Origin of the sequence: Caulobacter sp. S45 (genome assembly GCF_903642205.1) — a bacterium.
In the GTDB taxonomy this organism is placed as follows: domain Bacteria; phylum Pseudomonadota; class Alphaproteobacteria; order Caulobacterales; family Caulobacteraceae; genus CAHJWH01.
This window is the reverse complement of record NZ_CAHJWH010000070.1, coordinates 1-14,854: the sequence shown is the minus strand read 5'-3', so window position 1 is coordinate 14,854 and position 14,854 is coordinate 1. Positions and strand designations below refer to the sequence as shown.

The 14,854-nt window shown below is 69.4% G+C and carries 14 protein-coding genes and 1 pseudogene; 4 read left to right on the top strand and 11 right to left on the bottom strand.

The genetic code is table 11. From position 1 onward, the window contains the following. Positions 1 to 57 precede the first annotated feature (57 nt). From shc to HUV06_RS08735, 7 genes are all read right to left on the bottom strand, one after another. On the bottom strand, positions 58 to 2,028 hold the full coding sequence (shc, locus tag HUV06_RS08765) for a squalene--hopene cyclase (RefSeq protein ID WP_174300890.1): 1,971 nt from the start codon (positions 2,026 to 2,028) through the stop codon (positions 58 to 60). Between the two features lie 26 nt (positions 2,029 to 2,054). After that, a complete protein-coding gene (gene hpnE / locus HUV06_RS08760) occupies positions 2,055 to 3,302 on the bottom strand; it encodes a hydroxysqualene dehydroxylase HpnE (RefSeq protein ID WP_217433735.1) in 1,248 nt (415 codons plus the stop codon). Positions 3,303 to 3,327: 25 nt separating this feature from the next. Beyond that, positions 3,328 to 4,179 (bottom strand): presqualene diphosphate synthase HpnD, encoded by an 852-nt coding sequence (gene hpnD / locus HUV06_RS08755; protein ID WP_217433733.1) that lies wholly within the window; start codon positions 4,177 to 4,179, stop codon positions 3,328 to 3,330. Positions 4,180 to 4,187: 8 nt separating this feature from the next. After that, the gene (gene hpnC / locus HUV06_RS08750) at positions 4,188 to 5,045 is read right to left on the bottom strand and encodes a squalene synthase HpnC (RefSeq protein WP_174300888.1); all 858 of its coding nucleotides are present in this window, start codon (positions 5,043 to 5,045) and stop codon (positions 4,188 to 4,190) included. Beyond that, positions 5,042 to 6,217, bottom strand: a complete 1,176-nt coding sequence (locus tag HUV06_RS08745; RefSeq protein WP_217433732.1) for a glycosyltransferase — start codon at positions 6,215 to 6,217, stop codon at positions 5,042 to 5,044. The genes hpnC and HUV06_RS08745 overlap by 4 nt, the downstream gene beginning before the upstream one ends. Then, positions 6,214 to 7,218 carry a hopanoid-associated sugar epimerase gene (gene hpnA, locus HUV06_RS08740; protein ID WP_174300887.1) on the bottom strand — a complete coding sequence of 335 codons (1,005 nt, stop codon included), beginning with the start codon at positions 7,216 to 7,218 and terminating at the stop codon, positions 6,214 to 6,216. The genes HUV06_RS08745 and hpnA overlap by 4 nt, the downstream gene beginning before the upstream one ends. A 91-nt stretch (positions 7,219 to 7,309) precedes the next feature. Next, positions 7,310 to 7,852, bottom strand: a complete 543-nt coding sequence (locus tag HUV06_RS08735; RefSeq protein WP_174300886.1) for a hypothetical protein — start codon at positions 7,850 to 7,852, stop codon at positions 7,310 to 7,312. A 208-nt stretch (positions 7,853 to 8,060) separates the two neighbouring features. Here HUV06_RS08735 and HUV06_RS08730 point away from each other — a divergent pair, with 208 nt between their 5' ends. Together HUV06_RS08730 and HUV06_RS08725 are read left to right on the top strand one after the other, a co-directional pair. After that, positions 8,061 to 8,651, top strand: coding sequence for a DUF2497 domain-containing protein (locus HUV06_RS08730; RefSeq protein WP_174300885.1), 591 nt, complete (start codon positions 8,061 to 8,063; stop codon positions 8,649 to 8,651). A gap of 82 nt (positions 8,652 to 8,733) precedes the next feature. Next, a complete protein-coding gene (locus HUV06_RS08725) occupies positions 8,734 to 10,026 on the top strand; it encodes a Gfo/Idh/MocA family protein (protein WP_174300884.1) in 1,293 nt (430 codons plus the stop codon). A 9-nt stretch (positions 10,027 to 10,035) separates the two neighbouring features. Here HUV06_RS08725 and HUV06_RS08720 read toward each other — a convergent pair whose 3' ends face one another. Continuing rightward, on the bottom strand, positions 10,036 to 10,173 hold the full coding sequence (locus HUV06_RS08720; RefSeq protein ID WP_174300883.1) for a hypothetical protein: 138 nt from the start codon (positions 10,171 to 10,173) through the stop codon (positions 10,036 to 10,038). Positions 10,174 to 10,300: 127 nt separating this feature from the next. On the opposite strand from HUV06_RS08720, the gene sidA reads away from it, so the two are divergent. Beyond that, a complete protein-coding gene (sidA, locus tag HUV06_RS08715) occupies positions 10,301 to 10,390 on the top strand; it encodes a cell division inhibitor SidA (RefSeq protein ID WP_174300882.1) in 90 nt (29 codons plus the stop codon). 60 nt (positions 10,391 to 10,450) lie between these two features. Beyond that, entirely contained in the window at positions 10,451 to 13,876 is a 3,426-nt protein-coding gene (dnaE, locus tag HUV06_RS08710) for a DNA polymerase III subunit alpha (RefSeq protein WP_174300891.1), read from the top strand. A 10-nt stretch (positions 13,877 to 13,886) separates the two neighbouring features. Here dnaE and HUV06_RS08705 read toward each other — a convergent pair whose 3' ends face one another. The 3 genes and pseudogenes from HUV06_RS08705 to HUV06_RS16265 all read right to left on the bottom strand — a co-directional run. Further along, a complete protein-coding gene (locus HUV06_RS08705) occupies positions 13,887 to 14,342 on the bottom strand; it encodes a hypothetical protein (RefSeq protein ID WP_174300881.1) in 456 nt (151 codons plus the stop codon). A 64-nt stretch (positions 14,343 to 14,406) separates the two neighbouring features. Further along, positions 14,407 to 14,715 (bottom strand): hypothetical protein, encoded by a 309-nt coding sequence (locus HUV06_RS08700; protein WP_174300880.1) that lies wholly within the window; start codon positions 14,713 to 14,715, stop codon positions 14,407 to 14,409. Further along, positions 14,712 to 14,854, bottom strand: a pseudogene (locus HUV06_RS16265) (dihydroorotase); the annotation flags it as partial. The pseudogene HUV06_RS16265 and the gene HUV06_RS08700, both read right to left, overlap by 4 nt.

Below are 14,854 nucleotides of genomic sequence, written 5' to 3'. Positions count from 1 at the left end.
TTCAGGCTGCGCCATCATTCCTCATAACACGCCAGGGTAGCGCGACGAAGTCGTCCCTCACATCCCGTACTCGACCTGGCGCGAATTGCTCCGCATCAGGTTGCGGTAGCGGGCCAGCGCCCAGAGCGGGAAGAACTTCCGGTAGCCGTGGTAGCGCAGGTAGAAGACGCGGGGGAAGCCGCCGCCGGTGAAGACTTCTTCCGGCCAGAGGCCGTCCTCACCCTGGTGGTCCTGCAGCCACTTCACGCCGCGCGCCACGGCCGGATGGTCCGCTTCGCCCGCCGACATCATGGCCAGCAGGGCCCAGGCGGTCTGGGAGGAGGTGGAGGGGGCGGGCTCGAAGCCGGTGTAGTCGAGCTTGTAGCTGTCGCAGCTCTCGCCCCAGCCGCCGTCGGCGTTCTGGATCTTCAGCAGCCAATCCACCGCGCGGGTCATCAGGGGATCGGTGGGGCCGACGCCCGCCTTGTTCAGCGCCACCAGCGCCGACCAAGTGCCGTAGATGTAGTTCACGCCCCAGCGGCCCCAGAAGCTGCCGTCCGCCTCCTGCTCGTCGCGCAGGTACTTGATGGCCGAGGCCATGCGCGGGCTGTCCAGGGGTTCGCCGAGCTGGGCCAGCATGCCCACGCAGCGCGCCGCCACGTCCACCGTGGGCGGGTCGAGCAAGGCCCCATGATCTGCGAACGGGATGTTATTCAGGTAATAGTAGGTGTTGTCCGCATCGAAGGCCGCGAAGCCGCCATCGGCGCTTTGCAGGCCCGCGACCCACTCCTCGCCGCGGGCGATGGCCTCGTCGTTGCCGTCGACGCCCAGCCGCGCGCGGGCGCGGTCCATGGCCATGACCACGACCGCGGTGTCGTCCAGGTCCGGATAGTGGGCGTTGTTGTACTGGAAGGCCCAGCCGCCGGGGCGCACGTCAGGCTTCACCTCGGCCCAGTCGCCCTTCACGTCGAGCACCTGGCGCTTGCGCAGCCAGTCCAATGCCCGCTCCACCTTGCGCTCGCCGCCGGGAACGCCGGCTTCCATCAGGGCGTGGGAAGCGAGCGCGGTGTCCCAGATCGGGCTCTTGCAGGGCTGGCAGTAGGCCTCGTCGTCTTTCACGACGAGCAGCTTCTCCACCGAGAGCCTTGCGATGGCGCGGTGTGGGTGGTCCTCGGCATAGCCGAGCGCGTCGAACATCATCACGCTGTTGGCCATGGCGGGGTAGATGGCGCCCAGGCCATCCTCGCCGTTCAGCCGCTCCACCACCCAGGCCACGCAGGCGTCGAGGGCGCGCTTGCGTAGGCGCTTGGGCCACAGGCCATCGGTCACCTTCAGCACGCCGTCCAGCGCGTTGAAGCCTATGGTCCAGGCGAGCTTGGGGTCGGGCACGTTGGAGACGCGCTGGGCCTTCACCGTCGGCTTGATCAGCTCGCGCACGTGCACGCCGCGCGGGTTGCGGGCCTGGGGCCGCAGGTTCATCAGCACCAGGAGCGGCACGATCACCGTGCGCGCCCAGTAGCTCATCTTGGACAGGTGGATGGGGAACCAGCGCGGAGCCAGGATCAGCTCCGCCGGCATGTTGGGGATCTCCACCCAGTCGATCTCGCCGTACAGCGCCAGCTGGATGCGGGTGAAGACGTTGGTGGCGGCGGCCCCGCCGGCGGCCAGGATCGCCTCCCGGGCGCGGGCCATGTGCGGCGCGTCGATGTCGTCGCCGATCATCTTCAGCGCGAAATAGGCCTTCACGCTGGCCGACACGTTGAACGCGCCGCCGTGGTAGAGCGGCCAGCCGCCGTGCTCACCCTGGACGCGGCGGAGGTAGACGCCGATCTTGTGCTCCAGCTCCAGGTCGTCCGGCTCCGCCAGATAGTGGCGCAGCAGGATGTATTCCGACGGGATGGTGGCGTCGGCCTCGAGTTCGAAGACGAAGTGGCCATCGGCGTGCTGCAGGCATAGGAGCGCATCCGCCGCCTTCTGCACGCTGCCGTCCAGGTCTTGGACGGAAACCTCACCGATCAGGCGAGCTTCGTCCAGAATCGCGTCGTACATAATTCCTTTGTCCCCGGAGGGCTGACCTACACGCTAGAAGGCGCCAACGCCAAGTCCGCGGCGTGGCTCCCAGAGCGCAGTGCGCCCTCAATCGTCGAGGGCAGCCCCGTGGCCGTCCAATCGCCGGCCAGAAGCACGTTTTTCCAGCGGGTCTGGGCCTTGGGCCGCAGCGCATCCTGCTCAGGCGTGGCGGCGAAGGTGGCGCGCTTCTCCTTCAACACCTGCCACGGGGGAAGCTCGTTCGACAGACCATGCACGGCAGCGACGTCCTTCCAGAGCAGAGCGGCCAAGGCGTGGCGATCCATATCGACGAGCCGATCTGCACCGCTGACGGTTACGGACATGCGGTCGGAGAAGGCGAAAATCCACTCCACGGTTCCGCCGATCACCCCGATCAGCGGCTCCGCCCCGGCGGGCGGGGTGAGGCGGAAGTGGGCGTTGACGATCGCGCGGTGCTCGGTGGGAACGATCAGCTCCGGCAGCAGGTCGGCGGCGACCCAGGCCGGGGTGGCCAGAAGAAGCTTGTCGTCGGGGCCGAGCGGCGTCTCGCCGTCTGAGAAGACGAGGGACGTGGCGCGGTCACCGTCCAATGCGATGCGGCGCAACCGCCGGCCGAGCCGCACCGACGTTCCGAGTTTGGCAAGGGCCTCAAGCGCCGGCTCCACGAAGGCGGCCGACAGCGTCGGCTCGGCAATTCGCGGACGATAGGCGGCGCCGCCTTTGGCCAGCGTCTCGCGCACCACCGCGCCGGCGAGGTCGGCGGAGCCCTCCCGAGCGTCTGTGTTCAGCACTGCGAGCAGGAAAGGATCGAGCAGCCGGTCCCACAGGGCGCCGCGACAGGCCATCACCTGATCCACCCGCCGTCCGGGCTGGAAGCGCAGGAAGGGCAGGAGCGAGAGGTGGTCCGCTGCCCGCGTTCCCGGCGTCCGCCGCTTGGCAGAGAGCATCCACCAGGGGAGGGGACCCTCGTTGGGGCGCAATGTCCAGCGCTCGCCGGTGCTGAGGTCGGCCCAGTGGAACACCGCCTTGTCCGGGCCGGCCAGCCGGTCGCGGGCGCCGATGGCGTCCAGATAGGCGTAGACCGCCGTGTTGCCGGACAACACGAGGTGGTTGCCGTTGTCGAGCGTCAACCCGAGCTGCGGATCAAAATAGGAGCGGCAACGGCCGCCGGCCTGGGCGGCGGCTTCTGACACCTCCACCGCACTGCCTCGTCTGGCAAGCTGGACGGCGGCCGACAGGCCGGCCAGTCCTGCGCCCACCACATGCACGGTCATGCCTCCCCCCATCGCGGGGAGAGGGTCACTTGAACACCTGCCGCGCCACCAGCCTCAGCAACTCGCCTTTGCCGAGCTTCACACGGGTGCGGGGCGGCGCCCAACCGCCGGCGGCGGTGCGGTCGAGTGTGCGCGCGTAGACGGCGGACATCAGCCGCGGCGCGAGCAGGCGTCCGCGGGGACGGGCGTGCAGCACGCGATCTGCGGCGGCGTAGTGGGTGCGGGCATCGGCCAGCAGCTCGCCGGCAGCCTGCTCGATCCTGACGTCGTTCACCACGGTCATCGGGTCCTCGCCTGCGATCCAGGCCCGGTCCAGGGTCTCGCGAGGCACATATAGGCGCCCGATGGCCGCGTCTTCGTCTAAGTCGCGCAGGATGTTGGTGAGCTGAAGCGCCCGACCGAGATGGTACGCCAGCTCCAGGCCCGGCGCCTCGTCCATGCCGAAGATTCGCACCGAAAGCCGCCCTACCGCGCTGGCCACCCGGTCGATGTAGAGGTCGAGCACGGCGGCCGAGGGCGCGCGGATGTCGGTGTCTACGTCCATCTGCATGCCGTTGATCACCGCCAGGAAGTCGCCCTTCGCCAAGCCGAAACGGCGCACCGCCTTGGCCAGGAAGCCGGCGCGTCCGGGCGGGCCGCTGGCGTAGAGGCTTTCCAGGTCGGCGCGCCAGGCGTCCAGCTCTGCGCGCCGCGACGCGCGGTCGCCGCCGAGGTCGTCTGCGATGTCGTCTACGATGCGGCAGAAGCCGTAGACGGCGTACATGGCCGTCCGCTCCTCCTTGGGCAGCACGCGCATGCCGGCGTAGAAGGAGCTGCCTGAGGCGCCGCTGGTCGCGGCATCTGGCCGGCCTTGCGCGGCGTTTGAGCGTTCGGCCACGTCGAGGCTCACGCGGCGGTGGACCGGCGGCGGAAGGGCAGGGCGATGGCGGCGGTGAGCGCCAGGGCTGCGGCCTCGGCCTTGGAGTGGTGCACCCGTTCGCTGAGGGGGTCGCGCACCGACAGCCGCCGACTCAGATCTTCCGCCAGGCGCTGGATCACCGCCACCTCCAGCCGCAGCCGCCCGTCCCTGATCATGCCGGCGAAGGGACGGGATTGGCCGAGCAGCACGGCCGTGCGACCCGCTAGGTCGGCGATCAAAGATTTTAGCGCCAACGGCGCCTTCGGCTCGGCCAGGGCCTCCACCCCGATCCCGGCGGCCTGCAGGTGGTCCTGGGGGATGTAGACCCGGTCCAGGTCGCGGTAGTCCTTGCCGCAGTCCTGCAGGTGGTTGATCACCTGCAGTGCGCTGCAGAGCGCATCATTGGCCGGCCAGGTCTCGCGGCTCTCCGCGTGCACGTCGAGCACGAAGCGACCGACCGGCGCTGCGGAATAGCGGCAGTAGTCCATCAGATCCGCCCAGTCGGCGTAGCGCAGCTTGGTGACGTCGCGACGGAAGGCTTCCAGCAGGTCCAGCCCGTGCTGAGGGGTTATCCCCCGCGCCTGCTGCACCTGACGCAGCGCCAGGGCCTCAGGGTTGTCGTCGCGCTCGCCGGCCAGTGTGCCGCGCATGATCGCCAGGTGGGCGAGCTTCTCGTGCGGCGTGGCGTGGGGGTCATCGGAGACGTCGTCGGCGGTGCGCGCAAAGCGATAGAAGGCCAGAATGGGCGCCCTGTTCTGAGGCGCCACCAGGAGGGAGGCGACGGGGAAGTTCTCATCGGTGTGACCCTTGCCGGATGCGAGGGCGGAGGCGTTTTGCACGCTCATTCGGCCGCTTCCATGGCCTCGAGGTGGGCCTCCGCCTGGGCGCGGCCTTTCCACATGCCGCCCTTGCCGCTCCAGACCTGCACAGCCGATTGTAGCGTGAAGGCGGTGTAGAGCAGCCCGATCAGGGGCAGGGCCAGACCCCAGAGCGGCGACAGCCGATAGAGGCGCAGCATGGGTTGGAAGCTGATCGCCATGAGCAGCCAGGTCATTGCTCCAACAGCCGCCGCCAACCCATGCAGCGAAAGAGCCAGCATGGCCGGCGCCAGGTAGGTCAGGGCCATGCCCAGCACCGTGCCCGCCAGGAGCCAGGGCGAATAGCCGAGTTGGGCGTAGGCCGACCGCGACACCATCTGCGCCACTTCGGCGAACCCGGCATAGGGCCGCAGGCTCTCAGCCCGGAGTGTGAGGCCAAGCCAGACCGGCCCCTGCGCCTTGAGCCGACCGGCGAGTGCGCAGTCGTCGATGATGGCGTCCTTGATCTCGCCGACGCCGCCAGCCGCCTCCAGCGCCTGGCGACGCACCAGCATGCAGCCTCCGGCGCCGGCCGCGAGCTTCCGTTTCGGATTGTTCACCCAGCCGAAGGGGAAGAGCATGTCAAAGAAGAAGACGAAAGCCGGGATCAGCAGCCGCTCGGCGCGCGTCTTACAATGGAGCCGCACCATGAGCGAGACCAGCACTAGCCTTCCCGCCTCGGCCCGGGCCACCAGCTTGCGCAGGTTCACCGTCTGATGGCCGATGTCGGCGTCGGTGAGCAGCACGTAGTCGGGCGCGCTCCGGGAGGCGTGGGCCACGCCCTGGTGCACCGCCCACATCTTGCCGACCCAGCCACGGGGTAGCGGAGAGCCGGCGAGCACCTCCAGCCGCTCCGCTCCGGGCAGGGCGCGCGCGATCTTCCCGGTGTCATCCCCGCTCTGATCGTCCACCAGCACGACGCGAAACTCGCCCGGATAGTCCTGGGCCAGCAGCGAGCCGATCGAGCGGGCGATCACGTCCGCCTCGTCGCGCGCCGGCATCACGGCGACCACCGACGGCCACCTGGAAGGTTCGGCCGGCTCTTGGCGGTCGTCCCGCTCGCGGGCCAGCCAGAACATGCCGCGCCCGAGCAGCAGGTACAGCCAAATCAGCAGACCCAGGCCCGCGATGGTCGTCAGGACCAGCTCAGCCCCGCTCACCGGATATGGCCCGCGCTCTTGAACCAGGTCACCGCATCCTCGAGCGCGTCCCGGTAGGGCCGCGCCCTGTAACCGAGCTCGCTCTGCGCCTTGGCGGAGGAGAAGAACATCTTGTGGCGTGACATGCGCAGCGCATCGGCGGTCAGGAAGGGCTCCTTGCCCGTGATTCTGGCCACGGCTTCCGCAGCATGAGCCAGTGGGAACAGCGGCGCGAGCGGGAGCGACACCGCAGGCGCCCTCCGGCCGACCAGCTCGGCGATGACGCCCAGCATCTCGCGCAGGCTCGCGTCCTGACCGCCCAGAACATACCGTTCGCCAATCTTGCCCTTGTCGAAGGCCAGCAGGTGCCCGTGGGCCACATCGTCCACATGCACCAGGTTCAACCCGGTATCGACGAAGGCCGGCATCTTGCCGTTAGCAGCCTCCACGATGATCCGCCCGGTGGGTGTGGGCTTGACGTCCCGTGGACCGATGGGCGTCGAGGGATTGACGATGACAGCCGGCAGCGCCTCGTCGGCCACCATCCGCTCCACCTCGCGCTCGGCCACCACCTTGCTGCGCTTGTAGGCGCCGATGGCGTCCTGTGGCTGGAGCGGCCGGCTCTCGTCCGATGGTCCGTCCTTGAGGCTCAGGGTGGCGACGCTGGAGGTGTAGACGATCCGCTCGACGCCGGCCGCCTTCGCCGCCTGCATCACCGCGCGCGTGCCGGCCAGGTTGTTGCGCACGATCTCCTCCGGATCGCGCGCCCAGAGCCGGTAGTCCGCAGCCACATGGAAAAGATGGCGCTGGCCGGCCATGGCGGCGGCCATGGAGGTGGCGTCGCGCATGTCGCCCTCCCACAGCTCCGCGTCGAGCCCGGCGAAGTTCGTGCGGGGGCTGGACGTGCGCACAAGGCAGCGAACCTGCATCCCGCGCTGGCGCAGCGCCCGGGCCACCGCCGAGCCGACGAAGCCCGACGCGCCGGTCACCAGCACCCTGTCTCCGCCCGAGCCGTAAGCCATTCCTATCGTCCACCGACGGCGGGAGACGCGTCCCGCGCCCTCATCTAGCCCAAAGGCGTGCGGCGCGCGCTAGTCCTCGACGCCGGCGCTACTAGCGGGTGCGGATGCAGCGGATGGCGCTCTGACCATCCACATTGCAGAAGTAGCTGCCGAGCATCGCCTTGCGGATGGCCACCGTGGAGCCGGCGTGCGGCGGGTTGAAGAGGTCGGCGCCGTCGATCTGGGTCCAGACGGCGTCCTCGTCGGTGACCATCACCCACCTGCTATCACCGTTCTGATGGGCGCCGGCGAGCTTGACCGAGACCTTGTCAACCTGCTCCTCCTTGGGTCCATGCGCGAACAGGTTCAGCGAGGGCACGTTGAAGCCGAAGGCTTGGCGCTTCACCGCGCGCACCTGTTCCCGGTCCACCACGACCACCTGGCCGCTGGCCTGGGCCTGCTCGAAGGCGTCCGTCGCCTTGTCGTAGCAGTCAAGCCGCGCGTCGCGGTCGGTGAGCTTGCGGCAATCGCCGATCGCCTGGGCCACGGCGGCGGGGTTGGCGGTTGGAGAGGCGGGCCTGGCGGAGGCGGGCAGGGCGCCCGCTGCAGCGAGCAGGCTCAGCATCATCATCGTGGCGCGGTGCGAGCTGGGCATCAGGCTCTCCTCGGTTCGAGACCTTGGCTATTCAAAGCCGCCGGAGGCTGATCCGCAACCGCTGCAGCGCCTGAGCGGGCGCATTCGGCTGCGCCTGCTGCGACCGGGACACGCAGGCCGCCTCGGCCTTGCACGCAAGGGCGCAATTGCAGGACTTGGCTTGTCGTCATAGGCTCCGAGTCGCTTCCATCCGCCGCACGGTTCGCCCATGTCCGAGACCAACGCCCAGGAACCGACCATGGAGGAGATCCTGGCCTCCATCCGGCGCATCATCTCGGAGGATGACGCGCCCCCGGCCGCCGCCGCGCCGGAGCCGGCCGCGGCGGCCGAGCCTGTCCATGCCCCTGAGCTCCGCGCCTCTGAGCCGATCCACAAGCCCGCGCCCGACCCCCCCGCACCGGCGGTTACCGCTCCTCCTCCGCCGCCGGAAGACGATGTGCTGGAATTGACCGAGCCAGTGGACTCGACCCCGTCCAGGCCAGAGCCCGCAAAGCCGCAGACCTACGAGGAAACCTTGGGCGATCTTGACGTCTTCTCGACCGCACCGCCGGCCAAGCCCGCGCCCGCCTTCGCCGAGGAGCCGCTGGTGGGCAGCTATGCCGCCGAGGCCAGCGCTGGCCATTTCGGCGCTCTCGCGCGAACCATTTCCATGCCCAAGGAGGGCCGCACACTGGAAGATCTCGTGCGCGAGATGCTGAAGCCCATGTTGCGCGACTGGCTGGATCAGAACCTCTCATCAATCGTCGAGGCCCGGGTGCAGGCCGAGGTCGAACGCATTTCCCGGCGCCAGGAGTACTGAGGCCGAGCCTCGGGCTGAGACGCCTCGGTTGGAACAATCCAGGCCCGCATGATCTTCCCTGGTCGACCGCGCGGAGGTGATGATGACCGACGAGGTGGGAACGACCCGGCGGGGCATGGTGACGGGCGGCGGCCTGGGACTGGCGGCGCTGGCCATCTCCGCCGCCTCAGCCTCGGCGGCCACGTCTGCCGGCCAGCCGACCCCGGTCGACGAAGGCTTGGTCCAGGGCGCCAACCTCAGCTTTCCGCCCATCTATGCCGAGACGGAGCGCCCCGACGCGCTGCCGCCGAACCTCGACCCGCCATCGCACCGTGTCGGCTTCGCGATCGTGGGGCTGGGCCGACTGGCCGTGGAGAACATCCTGCCGGCCTTTGCGGAGTGCAAGCACGCCCGGCCCGTCGCCCTGGTCAGCGGCGATCCCGCCAAGATGGCCGTTCTGGCCGCTCAATACGGCATCGTGCCCCAGGCCTGCTACGACTACTCTAGCTTCGCCCGCATCCGCGACAACCCGGCCGTGGAGGCGGTCTACGTCGTCACCCCCAACGCCCTGCACCGCGATGGCGTGGTCGCCGCCGCCCGGGCCGGCAAGCATGTGCTGTGCGAGAAGCCCATGGCCGCCAGCGTCGCCCAGGCGCGCGAGATGGTCGCCGCCTGCCGCACCGCCGGCGCTAGGCTCATGATCGCCTACCGCTGCCAGTACGAGAGGACCAACGCTGAGCTGGCCAAGCGCGTGCGCGCTGGCGAGTTCGGCCCCGTCCAGCTGATCGACGCCGTCAACACCCAGAACCAGGGCGACCCCACCCAGTGGCGCCAGGTGAAGCGCCTCTCCGGCGGTGGCTCCCTACCGGATGTGGGGCTCTACTGCCTGAACACCACCCGCGCGATCCTGGGCGAGGAGCCGGTGGAGGTCTATGCGAGCATCCACAGCCCGCCGGACGATCCCCGCTTCGCCGAGGTGGAATCCAATGTCAGCTTCACCCTGCGCTTCCCCTCAGGCGCCATCGCGAACTGCGCCTCCAGCTACAGCGCTCACGAGCACCGCAACATCCGGGTGATGGGCGCCAACGGGACGGCCGAGATCGAGAACGCCTTCGCCTATGAGGGCCAGCGCCTGCGCCTCTCCCGTCGCGACGGCATGGCCGAGGCCAACACCGAGCTCTCGCTGGCGCGCCGGAACCAGTTCAGCCTGGAGATCGACCATTTCGCGCAGTGCGTCCGCTCCGGCGCCCAGCCCCGCACCCCGGGCGAGGAGGGCCTGCAGGACCAGGTGCTGATGGGCGCGATCTACGAGTCCGCCCGGACCGGCCGCCCCGTGCGCCTGGAGCCCGTCGCCGGCCGCGACGTGTTCCGCGGTCCCCCGCCGCAAGCCGCCTGAGGGCGCCGCTCAGCGCCGCCGCCGGACCAGCATCCACGCCAGGACGCCGGCCAGCACGGCTAGGACGAAGACAGCGATCATCGCATAGCGGGCGATCTTCACCGCCACCGCGCCGAGCACGATGGCGGGCAGCAGCAGCAGGGTCATCCACCACGGCTGCCCGTCGACCCATTGGTTGAACATCGACCCCATGCAGAAGCGATACGCGCCCGGAGCGAGGCTTGACAGCCGTACGAAGTCAGAAGAGAACAAAGTGGCAACTTGGGAGATCCGGATGATCCGTCTGGCGCGCGACTCGATAGCCCTTGCCTCGGTGGGCGGCTTCGTCTGGATGGTCTGTGCAGCGGTGCAGCTCGTGGGCTGAGTCGCTGAGGCCCACGACGGGACGGAGGCGATGATGGCCGAGGCGGCGCTGCGAGGGGGCATGGGTTCCACGCAGGGCGGCTTCGTCCACCTGCGGGTCCGTTCGGCCTATTCGCTGCTGGAGGGCGCCATCAAGGCCGCCGAGATCGCCGGCCTCTGCGTCAATGCCGGAATGCCCGCCGCAGCCCTCACCGACCGTGCCAACCTGTTCGGCGCGCTGGAGTTTTCTCAGTACATGAAGGACAAAGGGGCGCAGCCGATCATTGGCTGCGCCCTGCCGGTTTCCGGGATCGGGGAGGGGCCGCCGGAACGTTGGGCCCGTTGTCCGACCCTGGTTCTGCTGGCCAAGGACGAGGCGGGCTGGCTGAACCTCTGCACCCTGTCGTCGATGGCCTATCTGGAGGGGGAGGGCGAGGAGCCCTGCGTGCCCTGGACGGCGGTGGAGGCGCACGGCGAGGGGCTGATCCTGCTGTCGGGCGGCCCCGACGGCCCAGTGAACCCACTCTACGCCGCGGGCAAGGCGGGTGAGGGCGACGCGGCGCTCGCCCGCATGCAGGCGGCGTTCGGCGACCGCCTCTACGTCGAGCTGCAGCGTCACGGGCAGCCGATAGAGGCCGCCGCCGAGCGCGGACTGGTGGCCTGGGCCTACGCCAACGACGCGGCATTGGTGGCCACCAACGACGCCTACTTCACCGAGGCCTCGATGCACGAGGCGCACGACGCCCTGCTCTGCGTGTCCGATGGCTCCTTCCTGGGCGAGGCGGAGCGGCGCAAGGTCACCGAGCTTCACGGTTTCCGCTCGGCCGCCGAGATGCGCGAGGCCTTCGCCGACCTGCCCGAGGCCTGCGACAACACCCTCGACATCGCCAGGCGCTGCGCCTTCCTGGTCTCCAGGCGCGACCCGATCCTGCCCCGCTTCGACACCGGCGCCGGCCGCACGGAGGCCGAGGAGCTGGCGCACCAGGCCCGCGAAGGGCTTCGCGCGCGCCTGCTCGCCCACCCGCCCGCAGCGCCTGAGGCCGAGTACTGGGCGCGGCTGGAGCGCGAGGTCGCCGTCATCTCGCAGATGGGCTTTCCCGGCTACTTCCTGATCGTGGCGGACTTCATCAAGTGGTCCAAGGCGCACGGCATCCCCGTCGGTCCGGGCCGCGGGTCCGGGGCGGGGTCGCTGGTCGCCTATGCGCTCACCATCACCAACATCGACCCGCTCCGCTTCGGCCTGCTGTTCGAGCGGTTCCTCAATCCGGAGCGGGTGTCCATGCCCGACTTCGACATCGACTTCTGCCAGGAGCGGCGCGACCAGGTCATCACCTACGTCCAGCAGAAGTACGGCCTGGACCGAGTCGCCCAGATCATCACCTTCGGCACGCTGCAGGCGCGCGCCGTGCTGCGCGACGTCGGGCGGGTCATGCAGCTGCCGCTGGGCCTGATCGACCGCCTCGCCAAGATGGTGCCGGCCAACCCCGCCAATCCGGTGACGCTCGCCCAGGCGCTGGAGATCGAGCCGCGGCTGCAGAAGGCGCGCGAGGACGACCCCTCCGTCGCAGGCCTGCTGGACGTGGCGCTGCGGCTGGAGGGGCTCTACCGGAACGCCTCCACCCACGCCGCGGGCGTCGTGATCTCCGACCGGCCGCTGACCCAGCTCGCGCCGCTCTACCGCGACCCGCGGTCCGACATCCCCGCCACCCAGTTCAACATGAAATGGGTGGAATCCGCAGGCCTGGTGAAGTTCGACTTCCTGGGCTTGAAGACCCTCACCGTGCTCGACCGGGCGGTGCAGCACCTGAAGGCGCGCGGATGCTTGCTCGACCTCGACGCCCTGGCGCTGGACGATCCCGCCACCTACGCGCTGTTCGCCTCAGGCCAGACGGTCGGGGTCTTTCAATTCGAAGGCCAGGGCATGCGCGACGCCCTCCGCAAGCTGCAGCCCACAGTCATCGAGGACATCACCGCCCTCGGCGCCCTGTATCGGCCCGGGCCGATGGACAACATCCCGGCCTATATCGATTGCAAGCACGGACGGCGCGAACCAGACATGCTGCATCCCACCCTGGAGCCGATCCTCAAGGAGACCTACGGCGTCATCATTTACCAGGAACAGGTGATGCAGATCGCCCAGGTTCTGTCCGGCTATTCGTTGGGCGAGGCCGACCTGCTGCGCCGGGCCATGGGCAAGAAGAAGAAGGAGGAGATGGACGCCCAGAAGGTCCGCTTCGCGTCCGGCGCGGCGGAGAAGGGCGTCGATCCCGACCAGGCCGGCTCCATCTTCGAGTTGGTGGCCAAGTTCGCCGGCTACGGTTTCAACAAGAGCCACGCGGCCGCCTACGCCCTGGTCAGCTACCAGACAGCCTGGCTGAAGGCGAACACGCCGGTGGAGTTCTTCGCCGCCTCCATGAGCCTGGACCTGTCCAACACCGACCGGCTGGCGGTGTTCTACCAGGACGCCCGTCGCTTCGGGGTCAAGGTGCGGGCCCCCGACATCAACCGCTCCTCGGCCGACTTCGCGGTGAAGGACGGGGAGGTGCTCTATGCCCTGGGCGCGGTCCGCAACGTCGGCTTCGCCGCCATGGAGCACGTAGCCGAGGTCCGGCGCGAGGGCGGGACGTTCGCCGACCTGTTCGACTTCCTGGAACGGATCGACACCCGTTGCGTGAACAAGCGCGCGCTGGAGAACCTGGCGCGGGCCGGTGGTTTCGACACCCTGCACCCCAACCGGGCGCAGATCGTCGCCTGCGCCGACCAGCTGATGGCCTATGCCCAGAGCATGACCGCCGAACGGCAATCCTCTCAGGTCAACCTCTTCGGCGACGACACCGGCGCCGCGCGCCCGCGCCTTCAGCCGGTGGAGCCCTGGACCCACACCCAGCAGCTGGACGAGGAGCTGGCGGCGGTGGGCTTCTATCTCAGCGGCCATCCGCTGGAGCAGCTCTCCGAAGTGCTCCGCCGCAAGCGCACCACGCTGCTGGCCGAGGCGGCGCAGCTGGCGGAGGCGGGGCACGAGGCCTTCCGCATGGCGGGCGTGGTGCGCAGGAAGTCCGAGCGGCCGTCCAAGGCCGGCGAGAAGTTCGCCTTCGTCACCCTGTCCGACCCCACCGGCGAATTCGAGGTGCTGTTCCCGCCCGAGACGCTGCGCAAATGCCGCGACTTGTTGGAGCCCGGCCGCGTGCTGCTGGTCAAGGTCCGCTGCAAGGGCCGCGAGGGCGAGCTGCGCTTCTTCGGCGACGACGCGGAGATGCTGGACACGGTGGTGGCTGACTCCGCCTCGGGCCTGCGGGTCTACATGACGCCCGAACGGACAGCGGTGGAGGCCCTGAAGCGGCGGCTGCAGACGGCGAGCACTCAACGCGGCGGCGAGGTCTGCGTGGTGGCGGCCATGGACGGCGGCTGCGAGATCGAGCTTAAGCTGCCCGGCCGCTTCAGCCTTGACGCCGCCCTCCGTGGCGCGCTGAAGACCGCGCCGGGCGTGCTCTATCTGGAGGAGGCGTGATGGGCTGCGGCTACAATCTCAGGATCAGGACCAGGGTCGACACGATGCAGAGGTGGAAGAGGATGTGGAGAAGGTCTGGGGAGATGCCGCGCCGTTCCGGCAGCACCTTCAACGTGCCGGCGAAGCGGATGCGGTAGCGCGCCTCCCGCTCCGGGCTTCGCCAGAACAGATATGGCCCCCACCATGCGATGACCGCCCCGGCCGCGGCGGCGATGTAGGTCCACAACAGCCAAGTGCGCAGCCACATGGGCCAGGGCTTCGTTCCGTAGACGCAGGTGGCGCTGAAGACCAGGGCGAACGGCAGGGCGCTGAGCAGGGTGACCCGCAGCAGCTTGGCTGGTGGATCGCTGGCGCGCACCGCGGCGAGGTTGTTCAGCCGGCCCAACGGCGCCCAGTCGTGAAGCAGGATGAAGGCCAGCTGGACAGCCTGCAGGACGAGGAGGCCGATCTGCACCTTGGACGCCATGGCCCGATGCTCTCAGGCTTTCTCGCCGCTGGCAAGTGGAACGGCGCCGTCCCCGCATCTGGGCTCAGGTGGCGGGACGGCAGTAGACGAAGTGCACGCGGGAGGGGTCCGCCGCGTCCCGGGCCTCGCGGCACTGGTAGTCGCGGCCGGCGTTGCGGGCGCGCCAGGCCACGGTGGCTCCGGGATAATGGCGTATGTCGTAGACCGAGATGCCGCCTGCGGGCGCGGTGAGCTGGGCGGCGGTGACCTGCAGCAGGGCGTCGCGCTCGACCCCACAGGCCACCAGGCCGCACCTCTGGGAGGCGGAGGCGCAGCCCTGCAAGGCGAGGCCGGCCAGGGCCAACCCAACCACCAGCGTCCCAGCTAGCCTCATGCCAGGCCGCCGTGCACGATGCGACCGTCCACCACGGCCAGGCGCACCTCGCCCTGAAGCCTGCGCCCGTCGAAGGGCGAGTTCTTGGACTTCGACAGGAGGGCCGCGGCGTCGATGACCCGCGGCGCCTCGGGATCGA